This window comes from Mesorhizobium sp. LSJC280B00 (assembly GCF_000502835.1).
Classification (GTDB): domain Bacteria; phylum Pseudomonadota; class Alphaproteobacteria; order Rhizobiales; family Rhizobiaceae; genus Mesorhizobium.
The window spans coordinates 146,685-165,610 of sequence record NZ_AYVL01000009.1 but is presented as its reverse complement, the minus strand read 5'-3'; the positions used below and the strand labels follow the sequence as shown (position 1 = coordinate 165,610).

The window sequence follows — 18,926 nt, the reverse complement described above, 5'->3', positions numbered from 1 at the left end:
TCGCGCTACGCCGAGTCTCGCGGCGTCAAAGAAGACATGGCGGCGGCGGCCAAATGGTATGAGAAAGCTGCCGAACTCGGTTTCGTACCGGCAGAATACCGCATCGGCAATTTCTACGAGAAGGGCGTCGGCGTCGCACGCGACATCAAGAAAGCGAAAACCTGGTACCAGCTTGCCGCAGCGCAGGGCAATGCCAGCGCGATGCACAATCTTGCCGTGCTGTTTGCGATGGCGACGGATGGCGTGACCGACAATGAATCGGCAGCGCGCTGGTTCCAGGCGGCGGCGGATCTCGGTGTCAAGGATAGCCAGTTCAATCTCGGCATCCTCGCGGCGAAGGGCGTCGGCATGAAGCAGAACCTCGAGGAGAGCTACAAATGGTTCGCACTCGTCGCCAAGACCGGCGACAAGGATGCGGCGGCCAAGCGCGACGAGATCGCCAAGGCGCTGAGGCCCGACCAGCTGGAGCGTGCGCGGGCCGCGGCTGAACTGTGGAAGGCCAAGCCGCTCGATCCAGCCGCCAATTCGGCCGACGTTCCTGAATCGTGGCAGGACGGCACACCGCAGACGACCGCCGGCATCGACATGAAGAAAGCGGTCCAGAACATCCAGCGCATTCTCAACAAGAACGGCTACGAGGCCGGCAATCCCGACGGCATGATGGGCCAGAAAACCAAGAACGCGATCATGGCCTTCCAGGCCGACAACGATATGAAGGCAACCGGCGCGATCGACGAAAAGCTGGTCAAGGCGCTGCTTGCGCGTAAATAACGGCGGATGCGTCGTTTCCGCGACGCCTTTGCCACAGATTTGCCTGTTAACTGATTGAGTTGTTTTTTGTTTCGGCGGTGCTGCGAAGTTTGACTTCACGGCCCGGCCGGCGCAAGAACGAGATAGCCTTCTGACGCAAAAATGCCCGCAACGGTTGCATTCGCCAGGAGGCAAACTGATCGAGACTGACGGGTGGGCATCTATCTCCCGATCGCGGAAATTTCCGTCAACATCTTCGTGCTGCTGGCCATGGGTGCGGCGGTGGGTTTCCTGTCGGGCATGTTCGGCGTGGGCGGCGGCTTTCTCATTACGCCGCTGCTGATCTTCTACAACATACCGCCGGCAATCGCGGTCGCCACCGGCGCCAACCAGGTCATCGCTTCCTCCTTCTCCGGCGCCCTGTCGCACATGAAGCGCGGCACGCTCGATTTCAAGCTCGGCGGCGTGCTTTTAGCCGGCGGCATCGTCGGCTCGACCGGTGGTATCTATGTCTTTGCGCTCCTGCGCCGGCTCGGCCAGCTCGACCTGTTCATCTCGCTGCTCTACGTCGTGCTGCTCGGCACCGTCGGCGGACTGATGCTGGTCGAGAGCGTCAATGCGCTGCGCGCCACTCGCAGCGGCGCCGCACCGGTGTTGAAGAAATCCGGCCAGCATAATTGGATCCACCGCCTGCCGCTGAAGATGCGGTTCAGGGCCTCGAAGCTCTTCGTCAGCGTCATTCCGGTGCTTGGGCTGGGCGCGGCGATTGGCTTCCTGTCCTCGATCATGGGCGTCGGCGGCGGCTTCATCATGGTGCCGGCCCTGATCTACCTTTTGAAGGTGCCGACCAACGTCGTCATCGGCACCTCGCTGTTCCAGATCATCTTCACCTCGGCTTACACCACGCTGGTCCACGCCACCACCAACCAGACGGTCGACGTCATGCTCGCCTTCCTGTTGATGGCAGGCGGCGTCGCCGGCGCGCAATATGGCGCCAAGGCTGGTCAGAGGCTGCGGGGCGAGCAACTCAGGGCGCTGCTGGCGCTGCTCGTGCTGGCGGTAGCCATCCGGCTTGCCATCGATCTTTTCGTCACGCCGCCCAATCTCTATTCTCTGTCCGGCGTGGGCCTGAGCTGATGGCCGGCCTAAGGACGCTCGCGGCCGCCGCCTTGCTGTCGCTGCTGGCTGCTGCGCCATCGGCGAAGGCGCAGGCGCCACTAACCGAAAACATCCAGATCGGCCTTTCCACCGACAATGTCTCGATTACCGCCGGCTTTTCCGGCGCCGACCTGACCATTTTCGGCTCGCTGGAAAATGCCGATACGCTTGTCGCGCGGCAAGGGCGCTACGACGTGATCGTCGTGCTGGAAGGCCCGGCTCGGCCGGTCGTCGTGCGCCGCAAGGACCGGGTGCTCGGCGTCTGGGTCAATCTGGAGTCGGAGACCTTCAAAAACGTACCTGTCTCCTATTCGGTGGCGACGACGCGGCCGCTGCAGGACGTCACCGATCCGAACAGCTACAAGCAGCTGTCGCTTGGCGCCTCCAACCTCTATTTGCAGCCCGCCGACGCGGAGGACAGCCCGGCGACAATCGAGGAGTTCACCGCCGCGCTGCGCGAACGCAAGGCGGCGACCGGCCTCTACAGCGAGAATGTCGGCGGTGTGCAGTTTCTGTCGCAGAACCTGTTCCGCGCCACCGTCAGGCTCGCCCCAAACGTTCCGGTCGGCACCCATAAGGCCCGCGCCTTCCTGTTCAAGAGCGGCTTGTTCATCAAGGAAAGCTCCGCCCAGCTCGAAATCCGCAAGTCCGGTTTCGAACAGTCGATCTTCCGCGTCGCGCACGACTATTCCTTCCTCTATGGTGTCTTTGCCGTATCGCTGGCCATGCTGACCGGCTGGCTCGGAAGACTGGTGTTCAGGAAAGACTGAACTCTCGTAAAAGTGGTTTCCCTTTCCGAGGGTATGGGTTAGACCGCGACCCCCGGCCCGACCGGATACGAGCTGCTGCTCCCCAAATCAGAACTACAGGAACGCACGATGCGACCAGCATTTGCCGGTATCGACTTCGGCACTTCGAATTCCACCGTGAGCGTGGTCAGGAACGGGCAGCCGCGGCTGGTGGCGTTGGAAGACGGCCAGGTCACGCTGCCCAGTGCGGTATTCTTCAATTTCGAGGACAACCTCACCTATTTCGGGCGACGCGCCATTGCCAACTATACGGACAGTATCGAAGGCCGCCTGATGCGCTCGCTGAAGAGCGTGCTCGGCAGCTCGCTCGCTCACGAAAAGACGCGCATCAAGGTGCGCTCGATCGGCTTCATGGAAATTGTCGGCCTATTTGTCGGCCACCTGAAAAAGAAGCTGGAAGAAGAAGCCCATGACGCGGTCGACAGCGTCGTGCTGGGACGGCCCGTGCAGTTCGTCGACGACGATGCCGAGGCCGATGCGAAGGCGGAGCACCAACTCGAAAACGCCGCTCGCGCCCAAGGCTTCAAACATATCGCCTTCCAATTCGAGCCGATCGCGGCGGCACTCGATTACGAACAGAAGGTGACGCGCGAGGAACTGGCGCTGATCGTCGACATGGGCGGCGGCACGTCCGACTTCTCGATCGTGCGGGTCTCGCCCGAGCGCGCCCGCTCGCTCGACCGCAAGGACGACATACTGGCCAGCCGCGGCATCCACATCGGCGGCACCGATTTCGACCGGCTGCTGAGCATCGCCCATGTAATGCCGCAGCTCGGTTATTTGACGCCAACCAAGGACGGCAAGCGCAATCTGCCGGCGAGCTACTTCATCGAGCTGGCGACATGGCAGCGCATCAACCTGGTCTACACAGCGAGGGCGATGACGCATCTGCGCCAGATCCGCTACGAGGCGGAGCGCCCGGACCTGGTCGAGCGCTTCATCCACATCGTCGAGCATCGTTACGGCCATGCGCTGGCGGCGCTGGTCGAAAAGGCCAAGATCGAGCTGACGGACCGATCGTCGGCCGATGTCGAGGTCGCGCTGCCCGAGGTGAGGTTCACGGCAGAAATCACGCGCAAGGGTCTCGAAGCCACCATAGTCAGGGACATTGAGCGTGTTGCGGCTACGGTCGAGCAGACCATCCGCGACGCACAGGTGAAGGCCTCGGACATCACCGCGGTGTTCCTGACCGGCGGATCGACCGCGATCCCGCTGGCCAGGCAGCAGATCCTGGCGCTGGTGCCGCAGGCGTCGGTAATCGAAGGCGATGTGTTCGGCTCGGTCGGGCTTGGACTGGCGCTCGACGCGCAGCGGAAGTTCGGCTGATCGGCTTAAAGCGGCGCGGATCTCTCAGCTTTGCCGCCAAGATGCGCCTTGAGCGCCATCTGGGCCAGGCTTGGCTGCCGGTCGCGATGCGTGATCATGGCAAATTCGCGCTTCGGCAGATCGACCGGCACAGAACGCAGGCTGCCTTCGGCGACCGCGCGGGCGACGACGAGTTCCGAGATGATGCTGGCGCCGGCGCCGGCCTCGACCGCCTGGCGAATAGCCTCATTGCTCGGCAATACCAGGAATATCTGCAGGTCCGCGAACGAAACCCCGTCGCGTCGGGCAAGGTCCTCCAGCGCCTCGCGTGTGCCCGACCCGCCTTCGCGAATGATCCAGCGAAGCCCGCCAAGGTCGGGATGTCCAGGCGAAACTTCCGCGATCTCAGGGTGCGAGCGCGCCACGACCAGCATCATGCGATCGATATCGACCTTGGCACGCCGCAAAATGTCGGATTCGGTGCGCCCCTCGACCAGGCCAAAATCGGCTGCGCCATCAAGTACATTGGTCTCGACCTGCCTGGTGTTGCCAATGCTCACACTCAGCCTGACGGCAGGATAGGCTTCGTGGAAAGAGGCGAGCCGGCGCGGCAGCCAATAGCTGGCGATGGTCTGGCTGGCAGCTATCGAGAGACTGCCTGATATCGTCTGCGAGACATGCTCCAGCACATTGTGGGCCGCCGCAGCCCGCTCGAGGACCGCCTTGGCTTCGGGCAAGAATCGGCGTCCGGTCTCGGCGAGCTCGATGTTGCGGCCGACGCGGTTGAACAACTGGACGCCATGCTGCTGTTCGAGCGAGCGGATCGCGGCGGATGCGGCCGACTGTGAGATGCCCAGCAACTCGGCCGCTTTGGTCATGTGCGCCCGTTCGGCGACGGCGACGAAGATCCGCAACTGGTCCAGGGTCATTCCGATACTAAGAAGCAAATCCGATTGGAATTACAAGAGCAAGTTGTTAGACGGATCGGTCGCTTTGTTCTAAATTTTGGCCCGAAATTGGAAAAAAGTCGCGCCAGAGCAGTCGAGGGTAGAATTGGTGGGGCGGTTCAAATCCGTGTTTGCGCACTGGACCCGCAGCCTGCGGCGGCGGCTCTTGGGTGAACGCTATCGGCCGGAAGAGCATTACATGCGCGGCCCAGGCCCGAAGACGAGAGCCAAGTTCGCGGAGCGCAAGAGCATCACCGGATCATGACCAACAACCTGCTGCGCGGAGCCAATTCGGCACCATCACAACGGCCGCTTGCCGATACGCGCGCGCCCGCTGAACGCGACGGCGTCGATACTTCGCCTGATGTCTCCGACAGCATCGCCAAGACCACCTGCTATATGTGCGCCTGCCGCTGCGGCATCGACGTCCATATCAAGGACGGCAAGGTTCGGTACATCAACGGCAACAAGGATCATCCGGTCAATCGCGGCGTGCTGTGCGGCAAAGGCAGCGCCGGCATCATGCAGCATTACAGCCCGGCCCGGCTGACGAAACCATTGCTGCGCACCGGACTGCGCGGCTCGGGCGAGTTCCGCGAGATCGAGTGGGAGGAAGCTTTGTCGATCGCGACAGAACGGCTTTCGAACATCCGCCAGACCGATCCGAAGAAACTCGCCTTCTTCACCGGGCGCGACCAGTCGCAATCGCTGACCGGCTGGTGGGCGAGCCAGTTCGGCACGCCGAACTTCGCCGCCCATGGCGGTTTCTGCTCGGTGAACATGGCAGCCGGCGGCCTCTACACGATTGGCGGCTCGTTCTGGGAGTTCGGCGAGCCCGACTGGGACAACACCAAATATTTCATGCTGTTCGGGGTTGCCGAAGACCATGATTCCAATCCGATCAAGATCGGACTCGGCAAGCTCAAGGCGCGCGGCGCCAAGGTGGTTTCAATCAATCCCTGCCGCACCGGCTATAATGCAATTGCCGACGACTGGATCGGCATCCGGCCCGGCACCGACGGCCTGTTCGTATTCGCCCTCATCCATGAATTGCTGAAGGCTGGCCGCATCGATCTCGAGTACCTCTTGCGGTACACCAATGCCCACATCCTGGTCGTTCAGGAGCCTGGAGCTGTCGATGACGGGCTGTTCATGCGCAATGGCGACGGCAATCCGCTGGCTTGGGACAGGGTGGCGAAGACGCCTGTCAATGCCAGCGATGCCGACGCGAAGCCCGCATTGACCGGCAGCGTTCTCGTCGACGGCCGCCGCTGCGTGCCGGTCTTCCAACTCGTCGCCGACCGTTATCTGGACGAGAGCTATTCACCGGACGCCGTCACTGACCGGTGCGGCATCTCCGCCGACACCATCCGACGCATTGCCGCAGAACTCGCTCATGTCGCCTTCGAACAGCAAATCGAACTGCCGGTGGCCTGGACGGACTGGGCCGGCCGCCGGCACGAGACCATCAAGGGTCGGCCGGTGTCGATGCATGCGATGCGCGGCATCTCGGCCCATTCGAACGGATTTCACACTTGCCGCGCCATTCATCTGCTTCAGGTGCTTCTCGGCACGGTGGACGTGCCGGGCGGCTTCCGCTTCAAACCGCCTTATCCGCGGTCCGCGCCGCCGGGTCCAAAGCCCGCCGGCAAGAATGTGAAGCCGATGACACCACTCGAAGGCATGCCGCTCGGCTTCGTCTGCGGGCCGGAAGACCTGCTGATCGACGGAGGCGGCAAACCGATCCGTATCGACAAGGCATACTCCTGGGACGCGCCGCTGGCCGCCCATGGGCTCATGCACACGGTTATCCGCAACGCCTGGGCCGGGGATCCCTACACGATTGACACTCTGTTCATGTACATGTCCAACATGGCTTGGAACTCGTCGATGAACACCGTCGAGACGATGGCAATGCTGACCGATATCGATGCGTCAGGTGAGCACAAGATCCCGTTCATCATCTATTCCGACGCTTATTATTCCGAGACCGTACCTTTTGCCGATCTGGTGCTGCCGGACACGACCTATCTCGAGCGTCATGACTGTATCAGTCTGCTCGACCGGCCGATCAGCCACGCCGACGGTCCGGGCGACGCTATCCGCCATCCCGTTGTCGAGCCGGATCGCGACGTCAGGCCGTTCCAGACGGTTCTGATCGAACTCGGCGCGCGGCTCGGTCTGCCGGGCTTCGTTCATGACGACGGCTCCGCCAAATACCGCGACTATGCCGACTACATCGTCAATCACGAGCGCACGCCAGGTGTCGGTCCGCTCGCCGGCTGGCGCGGCAAGGACGGGGCCTCGGTCGGCAAGGGCGAGGTCAATCCCGACCAGTTGCAGCGCTACATCGATAATGGCGGCTTCTGGCACCAGGATTTCGCCGCCGATCAGCGCTACTACAAGATGGCCAACCGCTCGTATCTCGAATTCGCTGAGAGCATGGGCTTCATGCCGAAGGCCGAGCCGATCGTCTTCCAACTCTATTCGGAGCCGATGCAGCGCTTTCGCCTTGCGGCGCGCGGCCATGGCGGGGTGCTGCCGCCGGAGGCGGAGCGCAGCCGTATCGAGACCTATATGGATCCGCTGCCGTTCTGGTACGCGCCCTTCGAAGAGGCTGCCGTCGATAGCCAAGCCTATCCGCTCCACGCGCTGACGCAGCGGCCGATGCACATGTACCATTCCTGGGGCGGGCAGAATGCGTGGCTAAGGCAGATCACCAGCCAGAACCGGCTGTTCGTGCACAATCGGACCGCCGCCAGCCTCGGGCTTGTCGATGATGACTGGGTGTGGATCGAGAGCATCAACGGCAAGGTCAAAGGACAGATCAAGCTGGTCGACGGCGTCAACGCCAATACGGTGTGGACCTGGAATGCGATCGGCAAGCGTCGCGGCAGCTGGGGGCTGAAGGATGAGGCGGCCGAATCCAATCGCGGCTTTCTACTCAACCACATCATCGGCGACCAGACCTCTGCCGATGCGAATGGCAAACACTATTCGAATTCCGATCCTGTCACCGGCCAGGCGGCATGGTTCGACCTGCGCGTGCGCATCGTCAAATGCGCAGACGAGGAAGCAGGCTTCACCGAACCGCAGTTCGAGCGGTTCCGACAGCCGCCGCATTTTGAACCCCCGCCCGATAAGCTTAGTTTCGGCGCCGAATTCCGTCGGGAAAGAGAAGCTGCCAAATGACTTGCCTTCCCACCCACACCGACAAGAAGCTCGGCCTTGTCATCGATCTCGACACCTGCGTCGGCTGCCAGGCCTGCGTTACCGCCTGCAAGGAATGGAACACCGGCGGCCACATGGCGCCGCTGACCGACATCGACCCCTATGGCGGCAATGTCGACGGCGTCTGGTTCAACCGCGTGCACAGTTATGAGCACATGACCGAGATGGGTGGGCGCACGGTCAATTTCCCACGCTCCTGCCTGCACTGCGAGACGCCGGCGTGCGTCACGGTCTGCCCGACCGGCGCCTCCTACAAGCGGGCGTCGGATGGCATCGTGCTGGTCGACGAGGACAAATGCATCGGCTGCAAACTGTGCAGCTGGGCCTGTCCCTACGGAGCGCGCGAATTCGACACCAATGTCGGCGTGATGAAGAAATGCACGTTGTGCGTCGACCGCATCTACAACGACAATCTGGCGGAAGAAGATCGCGTGCCCGCCTGCGTCGCTGCTTGCCCGACCAGCGCGCGGCATTTTGGCGATCTGGGCGATCCGGCATCCGCTATCTCGCAACTGGTGGCCGAGCGCGGCGGTGTCGATCTGATGCCGGAAATGGGCTATAAGCCGACCAACAAATATCTGCCGCCACGTGCCCACACCACCCGCGCCGCATCGGTGCCGGCGCCAGCGCTTGAAGCGGTGCAGGCTGAAGGCGGCTTCCTCGGCTGGGTCGACCGCATGCTTTCGAACTGACCCGTGCCTTCATGCATCCAGCCTTCTCCGTCGTCTTTTTCACCACGGCCACGGGCGCCGGTTACGGCCTGCTCGCGCTGCTTGGCGTGCTCGCCGGACAGGGCTTTATCCCGCCCGATTTCTGGCTTGGCCTCACCGGCATGGGGCTGGCGCTTGGCCTGATCTCGACAGGCCTGCTGTCGTCGGCCGGCCATCTCGGCCGGCCCGAACGCGCCTGGCGTGCCTTCTCGCAATGGCGTAGCTCATGGCTGTCGCGCGAAGGTGTTGCCTCGGTCGCCACCTTCGTGCCGGCGGGGTTGTTCGGTATTGGCTGGGTGGTCCTCGGCCGTACGAGCGGCTGGGCGGCTGTCGCCGGGCTGCTCGCTGCCATCGGCGCGGTCGCAACCGTCTGCACCACCGGCATGATCTACGCGTCGTTGAAGCCGATTGCCCAGTGGCACAGCCGCTTCACCCTGCCCGCCTACCTGGTCTTTTCGGCGATGACCGGCAGCGTACTGCTCAACGCCCTGCTGCAGGGATTTGCCGCAGGCTCGAATATGCTTCTGGCGGCTGCCCTGTTGCTGACCGCGCTCGGCTGGGGTTTGAAGCTGGCGACCTGGCGATACAATGACAGGCTGGAGATCCCGACCAATGCCAACACCGCAACCGGGCTTTCCGGCGGCACGGTGCGGTCGCTGGAATGGCCGCATACCGAGGAAAACTATCTGCTCAAGGAGATGGGCTTTCGCATTGCGCGCAAGCACAGCGCTAAACTCCGCCAGATCACGCAGGTGCTGGCCTTTGCTTTGCCCGCGTTGCTGCTGGTCGCGGCGTTCGCCTTGCCGTGGCCCTATGCGGCAGCACTGTCGATACTCGCCGCAATCGCCCAACTCGCCGGAATGCTGGTCGAGCGCTGGCTGTTCTTCGCCGAGGCCAAGCACACGGTCACTTTGTACTACGGCAGGTAGGTTCAGCCCGGCCTGAGCATCGCGTGGGAAATCGCGAAAATGCGCTCTGTGCCAAGCATATAGGCCATCAGCGTTTCGCGGCGGAACAGCCCGGCATAGGCGCGATCGAGCACGTTGAGCGAGCCGGTATAGGCGCCGAAAGCCGGCATGATCATGCGGCCGCCATCGCCGGCAAAGCAACGACGCCGCACCGAACGGCCTTGCTGCACGATGCGGGCGCAAGGATGCAGGTGGCCTGATATCTCGCCTTCCACTCTCACCGCCGAAGGCTCGTGCCGGAAGAGTAGCGAGCCTATGGCCAGCTCGCGCACGGTCTCGCCTGGCAAGTCGGCCGGCGCTTCTGGATCATGATTGCCGGCGACCCAGAACCAGTCGCGCCCGACCATCAGCCCTTCCAGCCTTTGGCGAAAGCTCGCGTGCATACGTGCGGCGCCGCCGCCATCGTGAAAACTGTCGCCCAGGCTGATAACGATCGCAGGCTGATAATCGGCGATCACCGCCTGTAGCCGGAGCAACGTCGCACCGGTGTCGTAAGGTGGGACCAGCGTGCCGCGCCTGGCCAGTGATGAGCCTTTTTCCAGATGCAGGTCGGATACGGTCAGAAGCCGGAATTCGGGAAAATAGAGCACGCCGCGACGGTCGCAGATCGCGCGTTCGCCGGCGATACGGACAGCGCCCGCATCCGCCAGAGGCGCAGCCATGGCCAGCGCGACAGTCATTTCGTCCCCATGGCCTCCTCGACCAGCGTGGCTGCATCCATCAGCAGCGTGTCATCGGCCTCGCCGTGCACCGGCATTTTGCCGATCTCGAGCATGATCGGCACGGCGAGCGGCGATATCTGCTCGAGGTTCTTATGCATGATTCGACCTTGGACGCGCGAGAGCATCTCGGCAAGTCTGCTGACATCCAAGAGACCGGTCGCGGCATCGGCACGCGTCGCCTGCAAAAGGATATGGTCGGGCTCGTGGCTGCGCAGCACGTCGTAGATGAGATCCGTCGACACGGTTACCTGGCGGCCGCTCTTCTCCTGCCCCGGGTGGCGTTTCTCGATCAATCCCGAGATCAGCGCGCAATTGCGAAAGGTGCGCTTCAACAACCAACTGCCGGCGAGCCAGGCTTCGAGGTCGTCGCCCAGCATGTCCTGATCGAATAGCGCAGCCAGCGACGGTTTCTTCGCCCTGAACATATGGCCCATATCGGCCAGCGACCATATGGCAAGCGCATAGTCGGTGGCGACGAAGCCGAGCGGCTTGGCTCCCCCCCTGTCGAGGCGGCGGGTGAGCAGCATGCCGAGCGTCTGGTGCGCCAGCCTGCCCTCGAACGGATAGGCCACCAGATAGTGGCGGTTGCCGCGCTGAAAGGTCTCGATCAGCAGATCGTCGCGTTTCGGCAGCACCGACTTGTCGGCCTGGAAGCGTAGCCAGTCGGCGACCTGCTCCGGCAGCTTCTTCCAGCGCTGCGGATCGTCCAGCATGGCGCGGACCTGTTCGGCCAGGTACGTCGAAAGCGGGAATTTGCCACCACCGTAATACGGCACCTTGGCGTCGCTGCCGGGTGCATTCGAGACAAAGCACTCATTCTCGCGGATACCTTCGAAGCGCAGCACCTTGCCGGCGAACATGAAGGTGTCGCCATGCGTCAGCGTTTCGAGGAACGCCTCCTCGATCTTGCCCAGAACCCGGCCGCCACGCGAAGCCGCGCCTCTGCTGCCGGCCTGGACGTAGCGGACGTTGAGCGCCGGCACTTCGATGATGGTGCCGACGTTGAGCCGGTATTGCTGGGCGACGCGAGGATTTGAGACCCGCCACAGTCCGTCCTTGTTCAACCGGATGCGGGCATAGCGCTCGTAGTTCTTTAGCGCATAGCCGCCAGTGGCGACGAAATCGATGACGCGATCGAATGTCGGGCGATCGAGATCGGCATAGGGTGCTGCCGTCCGCACCTCCTCGAACAGCGCATCGGCATGGAACGGCGCACCGCAGGCACAGCCCAGCACGTGCTGCGCCAGGACGTCGAGCCCGCCATCGACCAGCGGCGGCGTATCCTGGGCACCGAGATAATTGGCGTCGAGCGCCGCCCTGCATTCCAGCACCTCGAAGCGGTTGGCCGGTATCAGGATCGCCTTGGACGGCTCGTCCATACGGTGGTTGGCACGGCCGATGCGCTGCGCCAGCCGGCTGGCACCTTTCGGCGCGCCGACATGGACGACCAGGTCGACATCGCCCCAGTCGATGCCGAGGTCGAGCGTCGACGTGGCGACGATGGCGCGCAGGGCGTTCTCGCCCATTGCCTTTTCGACACGCCGGCGCTGCGCGACGTCGAGGGAGCCGTGATGCAGCGCGATCGGCAAGGTCTCCTCGTTGACCCGCCACAACTCCTGGAACAGCAACTCCGCCTGGCTGCGCGTGTTGACGAACAGCAGGGTTGTCTTGTGGCGCTTGATCTCGTTGTAGATTTCCGGCGTTGCGTAGCGGGCCGAATGTCCCGCCCACGGCACGCGCTCCTCCGAATCGAGAATGGAGATGTCGGGCTTGGCGCCGCCAGTGACGACGATCAGTTCGGCCATCGGCCCCGGTGGATTCTGGCTGACCAGCCAGCGCCGCAATTCGTCAGGCTCGGCGACCGTCGCCGACAGGCCTATCGTCTGCAGGGCGGGCATAAACGAGCGAAGCCGGGCCAGCCCGAGCGACAGGAGATGCCCGCGCTTCGAGGTCACCAGCGAATGCAATTCGTCGAGCACGACATAGCGCAGGTCCTCGAAGAAGCGCCTGGCATCGGGCGCGGCAATCAGCAGCGCCAATTGCTCGGGCGTGGTCAGGAGAATGTCGGGCGGCGCCAGCTTCTGCCGCTGGCGCTTGTGTGCGGGCGTGTCGCCGGTGCGCGTCTCGACGGTGACCGGCAGCCCGATTTCTGCGACGGGTTTGCCGAGATTGCGCTCGATGTCGACGGCCAGCGCCTTCAGCGGCGAGATGTAGAGTGTGTGGATGCCTCGATGCGCCTGCCCCGGCCTTCTCCTCGGCCGGCCGGCCAGTTCGGTCAGCGATGGCAAGAACCCGGCCAGCGTCTTGCCGGCGCCGGTCGGGGCGATTAGTAATACCGACCGGCCGCCCTGGGCTTTGGCCAGCAAATCGATCTGGTGGGCGCGCGGCGACCAGCCCTTTTCTTCAAACCATTTGACAAATGGCTCGGGCAGGACGACGGCGGCATTCTGTTCGGCAAGGCGCGGCTGCTCTGTCACGCGCCAGACGTAGCGCGGCGGCGCGCAATCGCCAAGCAGAATCAGAACAAAAGGTGATCGATTCGCGTTACGGCCGGCGAAACCCGGTCGGTCCGCCATAGAGATAGCCGATACGGGCGACCGCCTCCCTCAGTCCTTCACGCGACACCAGCATGGTGTGGCCGTTGGCGTGGATCATGGTCTCCGGATCCGTCATGATCGCGACGTGGCCTTTCCAGAAGACCAGGTCGCCGCGCCGCAACCCGGCAAAATCCGGCCCGAGGTCGAGCGGTTCACCGACGGTCGCCGCCTGCATGTCGGTGTCGCGCAGCACTTGCCTGCCAGCCATGTGCATTGCAAGTTGCACGAGACCGGAACAATCGATGCCGAAGCCGGAAACGCCGCCCCATAGATAGGGCGTGCCGAGAAACGCCTCGGCGACCGCGACGTAGTCGGGGGCAACCTCGGCGACAGGCCTGAGATGGTCAGATATGACCGCCTCGCCGGATGGCAGCAGAGCATAGTACGTGCGGCGTGTTTCAGCCGCGCCTTTCACTGTTACCGCTGACCCCATCGAGAGCTCCCCGCTCACCGGGAACCGCAAATCCGGTCCCGGATAGAGGAAAGTGCGCGGCACCGAGACAACATGCGTGGGTGCATGGTCCCGACCGCCCAGCACAGTGTCGGCGACATAGCCGACATAGCCGTCGCGCTCGGCCTGTATCCAGGCCCAGCCCTCAACGTCCTCGAAGACGAGGACGTCTTCGCCGAACAGAAGCTGGGTATCGACGCCGGCATCCGGGCGCGGAGCCTTGCGGACATCGGCCGCGGAGGCTGATATGCGAGCCGGCCGGCCGGCGACGAAACGGTCGGCGGCGACCTCGCCTGTCAGCCTGGCGTCGGCGAGATCGGAGCGGAAGGCATGGAGGCGGGCATCCCTGGCGGTCAAATCGGCAACTCGTTCAAATGGGCAACTCTTGGGCTCTGGCAATGATAACATCGCCAAAGCGCTCGACAAAGAGCGCGCCTTCGACTGTGCGCCTGACCAGCACGTTGCGCTTGTCGAGCTCGTCGCGGTGGCGCGACACCAGTTTCAGCGCCCCCATCGTATCGAGCGCACGGGTGATCACCGGCTTGGTGACGTTGAGTCGGGCGGCTAACCCCCGCACCGTGTGCGGCGGCGGATCGAGATAGATGGTGAACAGGATCGCCGTCTGGCGCATAGTGAGATCGGGCGCGTCGTCACGCACCTCGGATAACACCACCTGTTGCCATAGTCGCAAGGCCTGGCTTGGACGCATGATAATCGACATCCGTCCAGCATGACGGAAAATTGTTTCGGTTCCGTTTCAGTCAATACCTTCGTCGGCTATGCCCGAGAATCAGCCGTAGCGGTTCGAAATGACCTGCTCCAGCGCCCGGATGCCTTGCGCTTCGCCACCGGCAAGGCCGTGCGGGCGGTCGAACGGGTTCCAGGCGAAGATGTCGACATGCGCCCAGCCGGCGGTCTTTTCCACGAAGCGCTTCAGGAAAAGCGCCGCGGTGATCGAGCCGGCGAAACCGTCCGACGTGACGTTGTTGATGTTGGCCACCTTCGACGCCAGCTTGGCGTCATAGGGCTTCCACAACGGCATGCGCCATAGCGGATCCTCGACCGCAACGGAGGCGTCCGCCAGCTCGGATGCAAGCGCCTCGTCACCGGTGTAGAACGGCGGCAGGTCGGGACCGAGCGCAACACGGGCAGCGCCTGTCAGCGTCGCCATATCGACCAGCATCTGCGGCTCTTCGTCGTCGGCCAAGGCCAAGGCATCGGCGAGCACCAGCCGTCCTTCGGCGTCGGTGTTGCCGATTTCGACGGTGATGCCCTTGCGGCTCACCAGCACGTCGCCTGGCCGGAAGGCGTTGCCGGCTATCGAATTCTCGACAGCCGGGATGAGCACGCGAAGCCGGACCTTCAGCCCGGTGGCCATGATCATGGAAGCGAGGCCCAGCACGTTGGCAGCGCCGCCCATGTCCTTCTTCATCAAAAGCATGCCCGAGGACGGCTTGATGTCGAGACCGCCTGTATCGAAGCAGACGCCCTTGCCGACCAGCGTTATCCTGGGGGCATTGTTCGGCCCCCAAATCATGTCGATCAGGCGCGGCGCGTCGGCAGAAGCCCGACCGACGGCGTGGATCATCGGAAAGTTGGCGGTAAGAAGATCGTCGCCTTTGGTCACCGATAATTCGGCCTTGTGCGTCGCGGCCAAGGTTCGGGCGGCTTTTTCCAGCTGATCGGGGCCCATATCGCTGGTCGGCGTGTTGACCAGATCGCGCGCCAGGAAAACTCCATTGGCGATGCGGCGGATGCGGGCAATGTCGGTGCCTGCCGGCAGCGCGAGGCGAAGCGTCTTGCCTGGCTTCTTGCCGTAGCGGGTGAAGACATAGCCGCCGAGCGCTACGGCGAGTGCCGTAAGCTCCGGCTTGGCCGGTGCGGACGCAAAATGCCACTCGCCTTCGGGCAAGGCTCTCGCTAGTGCGCCGATGGCCAGTGCGCCCTCGCCATCACCGGTGCCGAACAGGGCTCCGGCAATCGCGCCGTTGTCGCCAGGCACGATCAGCGTCCTGCCGGCCTCGCCGGAAAAGCCGTTGGCCTTGGCCCAGGCGACCGACGATGGCGCAAGGCCCGCCGCCGCCAGAGCATCCTTCGCCACCAGATGGACCGGCAGCGCATTGCTCAATTCTTTCTCGACGAGTTCGACAGGCATTCGCTGGCCTCCGGCTTCCGAGTCGGCGTTTCTTAACTCTCCGTTAGGGTTAACAGAATATTTCTGCGGGAGGAAAGATGACCTCGCAAATGGTCACGCGCATGAACGGAGCCCTGGTGCCGATGCCGACCAACCGCAGGATGAACGCCAGCGCAAATAGGCTGATCAGCACGGCGTTGATGATGGCGCTTGCCGCAGGCGTCGCTGGCTGCGGAACCAGCAAATTGACGACTGGCTCGATTTCTCGTCCAAGCGGCAAGCCGCTGGAAACAATGTCGGCGGGCGAACTGCACAACGCTACGATGGCGCTTGGCCAGTCCTATTCGAAAAACCCCAGCGACAAGCGGATCGCGACAAATTATGCCGCGGCGCTGCAGATGGACGGCGACGCAGACCAATCGCTTGCGGTGATGCGCAAGCTGGCGATCGCCCTGCCGAAGGACCGCGACGTGCTCGCCGCCTATGGCAAGGCGCTTGCCGCCAACGGACAGTTCGAACCGGCTCTCGATGCCGTGCGCCGCGCGCAGACCCCTGAATATCCTGATTGGAAACTGGTGTCGGCGGAAGCTGCCATTCTCGACCAGCTCGGCCAAAAGGACGAGGCGCGCCAAGGCTATCGCAAGGCGTTGGATCTCAGGCCGAACGAACCGTCGATCCTTTCCAATCTCGGCATGTCGTACGTGCTGGAAGGTGATTTGCGCACGGCCGAAACCTATATGCGCTCAGCCGCCCAGCAGCCGAATGCAGATAGCCGCGTCCGCCAGAACCTTGCGCTGGTCGTCGGTCTGCAAGGCCGTTTCGACGAGGCCGAGAAGATCGCCTCGCAAGAGCTGTCGCAGGATCAGGCGCAGGCTAACGTCGCTTACCTTCGCCAGATGCTGGCGCAGCAGAATGCCTGGAGCCAGCTCAAGGACCAGGACAAGGCAAAGCCCGCCACCAACTGACCGCTTCGAGCGCCGAACCGGCGCGCGAATTCCGCAACATGTCTAACGCAAAGAGCCGCGCTGCACCGGCAGCGTGGCTCTGAATCGTATCAGCGTTTCTGGCAACGCCGCTGGCGCTACTCGCTGCTGGATTTCGGCTGGTCGCCAAAGATGCCGCGCTGGCTCACCTGGATGCCGGCGGGACCCAGAATAATGGCGAACAGCACCGGCAGGAAGAACAGGATCATCGGCACGGTGAGCTTCGGCGGCAGCGCGGCCGCCTTCTTCTCGGCGGCATTCATGCGCATGTCGCGGCTCTCACTGGCAAGCACCCGCAACGCATGCGCCACGGGCGTGCCGTAGCGCTCGGCCTGAACCAACGCCTGGGACACCGACCTGACGGATTCCAGGCCAGTTCGGCTTGCAAGGTTCTCGTAGGCCTGCTTGCGCTCCTGCAGATAGGAAAGCTCGGCGTTTGTCAGGATGAATTCTTCCGCCAATGCCACCGATTGCGCGCCGATCTCATCGGCGACCTTGCGAAGCGCCGCTTCCACCGACATGCCGGACTCGACGCATATCAGCAACAGGTCGAGCGCGTCCGGCCACGCCATCTGAATCGATTGCTTGCGCTTGGTAGCGCGGTTGTTGACGTAGAGCACGGGCGCGTAGAATCCCGCATAGGCTACCACGATGCACACGAACAGCTTCACGAAAAGCGGCTGCTCGGGCAATCCGCCGAGCACGAACAGATACATCGCCGCCAATGCAAAGCCGATGAAGGGCAGGACGAGACGGAAGAAAAGGAAGCGCGTCAGCGGATTTTGCCCGCGAAAACCCGCCACTTTCAATTTCTGCAAGGTACCTTCATCCGCCAGCGCACGCCTGAGATCCAGGCGATCGACAATATTGCGCATGCCGACCGACTGTTCTTCGCGCAGGCCCTTGCGGCGGCGGTCGGCTTCGACTGCCAGCCGCGCGCGCTGCTTGGCGCGCAGCTCATCGCGCTCCAGCGCTACGGATTTCATGCGCGCCTTGAGCTGGTTCCCGCCAAAAGCGGGCAGCAGCGTGAAGACGGTCGCAAACACCGCGATACCGACCAGCAGTGCGATCAGCAGGGACGGGTCGGTGAGAGTTCTGATGACGTGATCGGTCATACGCGAGTCCTAGACTTCGAAATTCATCATCTTGCGCATTACCAGGACGCCCATCGACATCCAGATGCCGGAACAACCGAGGATCAGATGGCCGGTGCTGGTGATGAAGAGGGGCATGATGTAGTTCGGGCTCGTCAAATAGACGAGAAAGGCGACGACGAAAGGCAACGCGCCGATGATCACGGCGGATGCCTTGGCTTCCATGGACAATGCCTGGACCTTGGCTTTCATTTTCTTGCGGTCGCGAAGCACGCGCGAAAGATTGCCCAGCGCTTCGGAAAGATTGCCGCCGGCCTGAGACTGGATCTGGATGACGATGCCGAAGAAGCTCGCCTCGGTGCACGGCATCGTTTCTGGCATGCGCATGGCCGCGTCGGGGATCGACAAACCCATTTGCTGCGAATCGACGATGCGGCGGAACTCGGTCTTGACCGGCTCGGGGGATTCGTTGGCGATCAGGCGCACGGCATCGTTCAGCGGCAGGCCGGATTTTACCGCACGCACAATGATATCGAGCGCGTTCGGAAATTCGTTGAGGAACGCCTTGACGCGGTGCGCGCGGCGAAACGAGACGAACCAGCGGGGCAGACCCAAGACGCCGACCAGCAGCGCAGCCGGCAAGACCAGCAACGGTGCGCCGATGAAATAGACGAGAGCCGTCAAGACGACGCCGCAGACCGCCGAGTAGACATAGAAGCGCTCAAGCGAGATCTTCATGCCGGCCTGACGGATTTGGATCTTCAGCGGTGGTTTCTTGACCAGGCTCTGATTGGACTTTTGCTTTTGATCGAGATCCTTCAGCGAATCCTGGACGGACTTGCGACGCTTGGCCGCTTCCGCCACGCGATCGCGCGACGCCTTGACGACGGAACGATCCGTCTCGGCGGTCTTGATCGATTCAAGCCGCTTGCCGACCTGCTTCTCGGTGCTGATCCGGTTAAACAGGAAAGCATAGGCCACAGCGCCGGCGCTGAAGCCGGCGAGCACGACGAATGCCAATACGGTGCCGTCAATTCCGAACATCGACCCTGGCCCCCACGCTTCCA

General features: G+C 63.0%; 16 protein-coding genes. 8 read left to right on the top strand and 8 right to left on the bottom strand.

The annotated features are described in order from the left end of the window. The 4 genes from X773_RS0137940 to X773_RS55120 all read left to right on the top strand — a co-directional run. Window positions 1-771: SEL1-like repeat protein (locus X773_RS0137940; RefSeq protein WP_198023556.1), on the top strand; the 771-nt coding region annotated here is incomplete at its 5' end. A 192-nt stretch (window positions 772-963) separates the two neighbouring features. Beyond that, on the top strand, window positions 964-1,887 hold the full coding sequence (locus tag X773_RS55130) for a sulfite exporter TauE/SafE family protein (protein WP_023676949.1): 924 nt from the start codon (window positions 964-966) through the stop codon (window positions 1,885-1,887). Next, window positions 1,887-2,678, top strand: a complete 792-nt coding sequence (locus X773_RS55125; RefSeq protein WP_023676948.1) for a TIGR02186 family protein — start codon at window positions 1,887-1,889, stop codon at window positions 2,676-2,678. The genes X773_RS55130 and X773_RS55125 overlap by 1 nt, the downstream gene beginning before the upstream one ends. Before the next feature lie 108 nt (window positions 2,679-2,786). Then, entirely contained in the window at window positions 2,787-4,043 is a 1,257-nt protein-coding gene (locus tag X773_RS55120) for an Hsp70 family protein (protein ID WP_023676947.1), read from the top strand. A 5-nt stretch (window positions 4,044-4,048) separates the two neighbouring features. On the opposite strand, the gene X773_RS55115 is transcribed toward X773_RS55120, so the two are convergent. Continuing rightward, a complete protein-coding gene (locus X773_RS55115) occupies window positions 4,049-4,951 on the bottom strand; it encodes a LysR family transcriptional regulator (RefSeq protein WP_023676946.1) in 903 nt (300 codons plus the stop codon). Window positions 4,952-5,230: 279 nt separating this feature from the next. Between X773_RS55115 and X773_RS55110 the strand changes: the two genes are divergently transcribed. From X773_RS55110 to X773_RS55100, 3 genes are read left to right on the top strand one after another with little or no spacing between them, the layout of a single operon-like run. Beyond that, complete coding sequence (locus tag X773_RS55110) at window positions 5,231-8,161, top strand: molybdopterin oxidoreductase family protein (RefSeq protein ID WP_023676945.1); 2,931 nt, start codon at window positions 5,231-5,233, stop codon at window positions 8,159-8,161. Further along, window positions 8,158-8,892, top strand: coding sequence for a 4Fe-4S dicluster domain-containing protein (locus X773_RS55105; protein ID WP_023676944.1), 735 nt, complete (start codon window positions 8,158-8,160; stop codon window positions 8,890-8,892). The genes X773_RS55110 and X773_RS55105 overlap by 4 nt, the downstream gene beginning before the upstream one ends. An 11-nt stretch (window positions 8,893-8,903) precedes the next feature. Further along, complete coding sequence (locus X773_RS55100; RefSeq protein ID WP_023676943.1) at window positions 8,904-9,839, top strand: DmsC/YnfH family molybdoenzyme membrane anchor subunit; 936 nt, start codon at window positions 8,904-8,906, stop codon at window positions 9,837-9,839. Window positions 9,840-9,841: 2 nt separating this feature from the next. Here X773_RS55100 and pdeM read toward each other — a convergent pair whose 3' ends face one another. From pdeM to X773_RS55075, 5 genes are all read right to left on the bottom strand, one after another. Further along, window positions 9,842-10,558: a ligase-associated DNA damage response endonuclease PdeM gene (gene pdeM / locus X773_RS55095; protein WP_023676942.1), complete on the bottom strand. Its 717-nt coding sequence runs from the start codon at window positions 10,556-10,558 to the stop codon at window positions 9,842-9,844. Continuing rightward, window positions 10,555-13,077, bottom strand: a complete 2,523-nt coding sequence (locus tag X773_RS55090) for a ligase-associated DNA damage response DEXH box helicase (RefSeq protein ID WP_023676941.1) — start codon at window positions 13,075-13,077, stop codon at window positions 10,555-10,557. Before X773_RS55090 ends, pdeM begins: the two co-directional genes overlap by 4 nt. A 67-nt stretch (window positions 13,078-13,144) precedes the next feature. Next, the gene (locus tag X773_RS55085) at window positions 13,145-14,005 is read right to left on the bottom strand and encodes an NlpC/P60 family protein (protein ID WP_023676940.1); all 861 of its coding nucleotides are present in this window, start codon (window positions 14,003-14,005) and stop codon (window positions 13,145-13,147) included. Between the two features lie 13 nt (window positions 14,006-14,018). Continuing rightward, the gene (locus X773_RS55080) at window positions 14,019-14,369 is read right to left on the bottom strand and encodes a MarR family winged helix-turn-helix transcriptional regulator (protein WP_023676939.1); all 351 of its coding nucleotides are present in this window, start codon (window positions 14,367-14,369) and stop codon (window positions 14,019-14,021) included. Between the two features lie 69 nt (window positions 14,370-14,438). After that, a complete protein-coding gene (locus X773_RS55075) occupies window positions 14,439-15,803 on the bottom strand; it encodes a leucyl aminopeptidase family protein (RefSeq protein WP_023676938.1) in 1,365 nt (454 codons plus the stop codon). 122 nt (window positions 15,804-15,925) lie between these two features. On the opposite strand from X773_RS55075, the gene X773_RS55070 reads away from it, so the two are divergent. Continuing rightward, the gene (locus X773_RS55070; protein WP_023676937.1) at window positions 15,926-16,747 is read left to right on the top strand and encodes a tetratricopeptide repeat protein; all 822 of its coding nucleotides are present in this window, start codon (window positions 15,926-15,928) and stop codon (window positions 16,745-16,747) included. Window positions 16,748-16,863: 116 nt separating this feature from the next. On the opposite strand, the gene X773_RS55065 is transcribed toward X773_RS55070, so the two are convergent. Beyond that, a complete protein-coding gene (locus X773_RS55065) occupies window positions 16,864-17,880 on the bottom strand; it encodes a type II secretion system F family protein (RefSeq protein ID WP_023676936.1) in 1,017 nt (338 codons plus the stop codon). Window positions 17,881-17,889: 9 nt separating this feature from the next. Then, the gene (locus X773_RS55060; RefSeq protein ID WP_023676935.1) at window positions 17,890-18,903 is read right to left on the bottom strand and encodes a type II secretion system F family protein; all 1,014 of its coding nucleotides are present in this window, start codon (window positions 18,901-18,903) and stop codon (window positions 17,890-17,892) included. Between the last annotated feature and the right edge of the window lie 23 nt (window positions 18,904-18,926).

Bases quoted from the DNA above. Each gene is read 5' to 3' on its own strand.
- X773_RS55125 (WP_023676948.1), top strand. From the start codon at position 1,887: ATGGCCGGCCTAAGGACGCTCGCGGCCGCCGCCTTGCTGTCGCTGCTG.
- X773_RS55120 (WP_023676947.1), top strand. From the start codon at position 2,787: ATGCGACCAGCATTTGCCGGTATCGACTTCGGCACTTCGAATTCCACC.
- X773_RS55115 (WP_023676946.1), bottom strand. From the start codon at position 4,951: ATGACCCTGGACCAGTTGCGGATCTTCGTCGCCGTCGCCGAACGGGCG.
- X773_RS55110 (WP_023676945.1), top strand. From the start codon at position 5,231: ATGACCAACAACCTGCTGCGCGGAGCCAATTCGGCACCATCACAACGG.
- X773_RS55105 (WP_023676944.1), top strand. From the start codon at position 8,158: ATGACTTGCCTTCCCACCCACACCGACAAGAAGCTCGGCCTTGTCATC.
- X773_RS55100 (WP_023676943.1), top strand. From the start codon at position 8,904: ATGCATCCAGCCTTCTCCGTCGTCTTTTTCACCACGGCCACGGGCGCC.
- pdeM (WP_023676942.1), bottom strand. From the start codon at position 10,558: ATGACTGTCGCGCTGGCCATGGCTGCGCCTCTGGCGGATGCGGGCGCT.
- X773_RS55080 (WP_023676939.1), bottom strand. From the start codon at position 14,369: ATGTCGATTATCATGCGTCCAAGCCAGGCCTTGCGACTATGGCAACAG.
- X773_RS55075 (WP_023676938.1), bottom strand. From the start codon at position 15,803: ATGCCTGTCGAACTCGTCGAGAAAGAATTGAGCAATGCGCTGCCGGTC.
- X773_RS55070 (WP_023676937.1), top strand. From the start codon at position 15,926: ATGCCGACCAACCGCAGGATGAACGCCAGCGCAAATAGGCTGATCAGC.
- X773_RS55065 (WP_023676936.1), bottom strand. From the start codon at position 17,880: ATGACCGATCACGTCATCAGAACTCTCACCGACCCGTCCCTGCTGATC.
- X773_RS55060 (WP_023676935.1), bottom strand. From the start codon at position 18,903: ATGTTCGGAATTGACGGCACCGTATTGGCATTCGTCGTGCTCGCCGGC.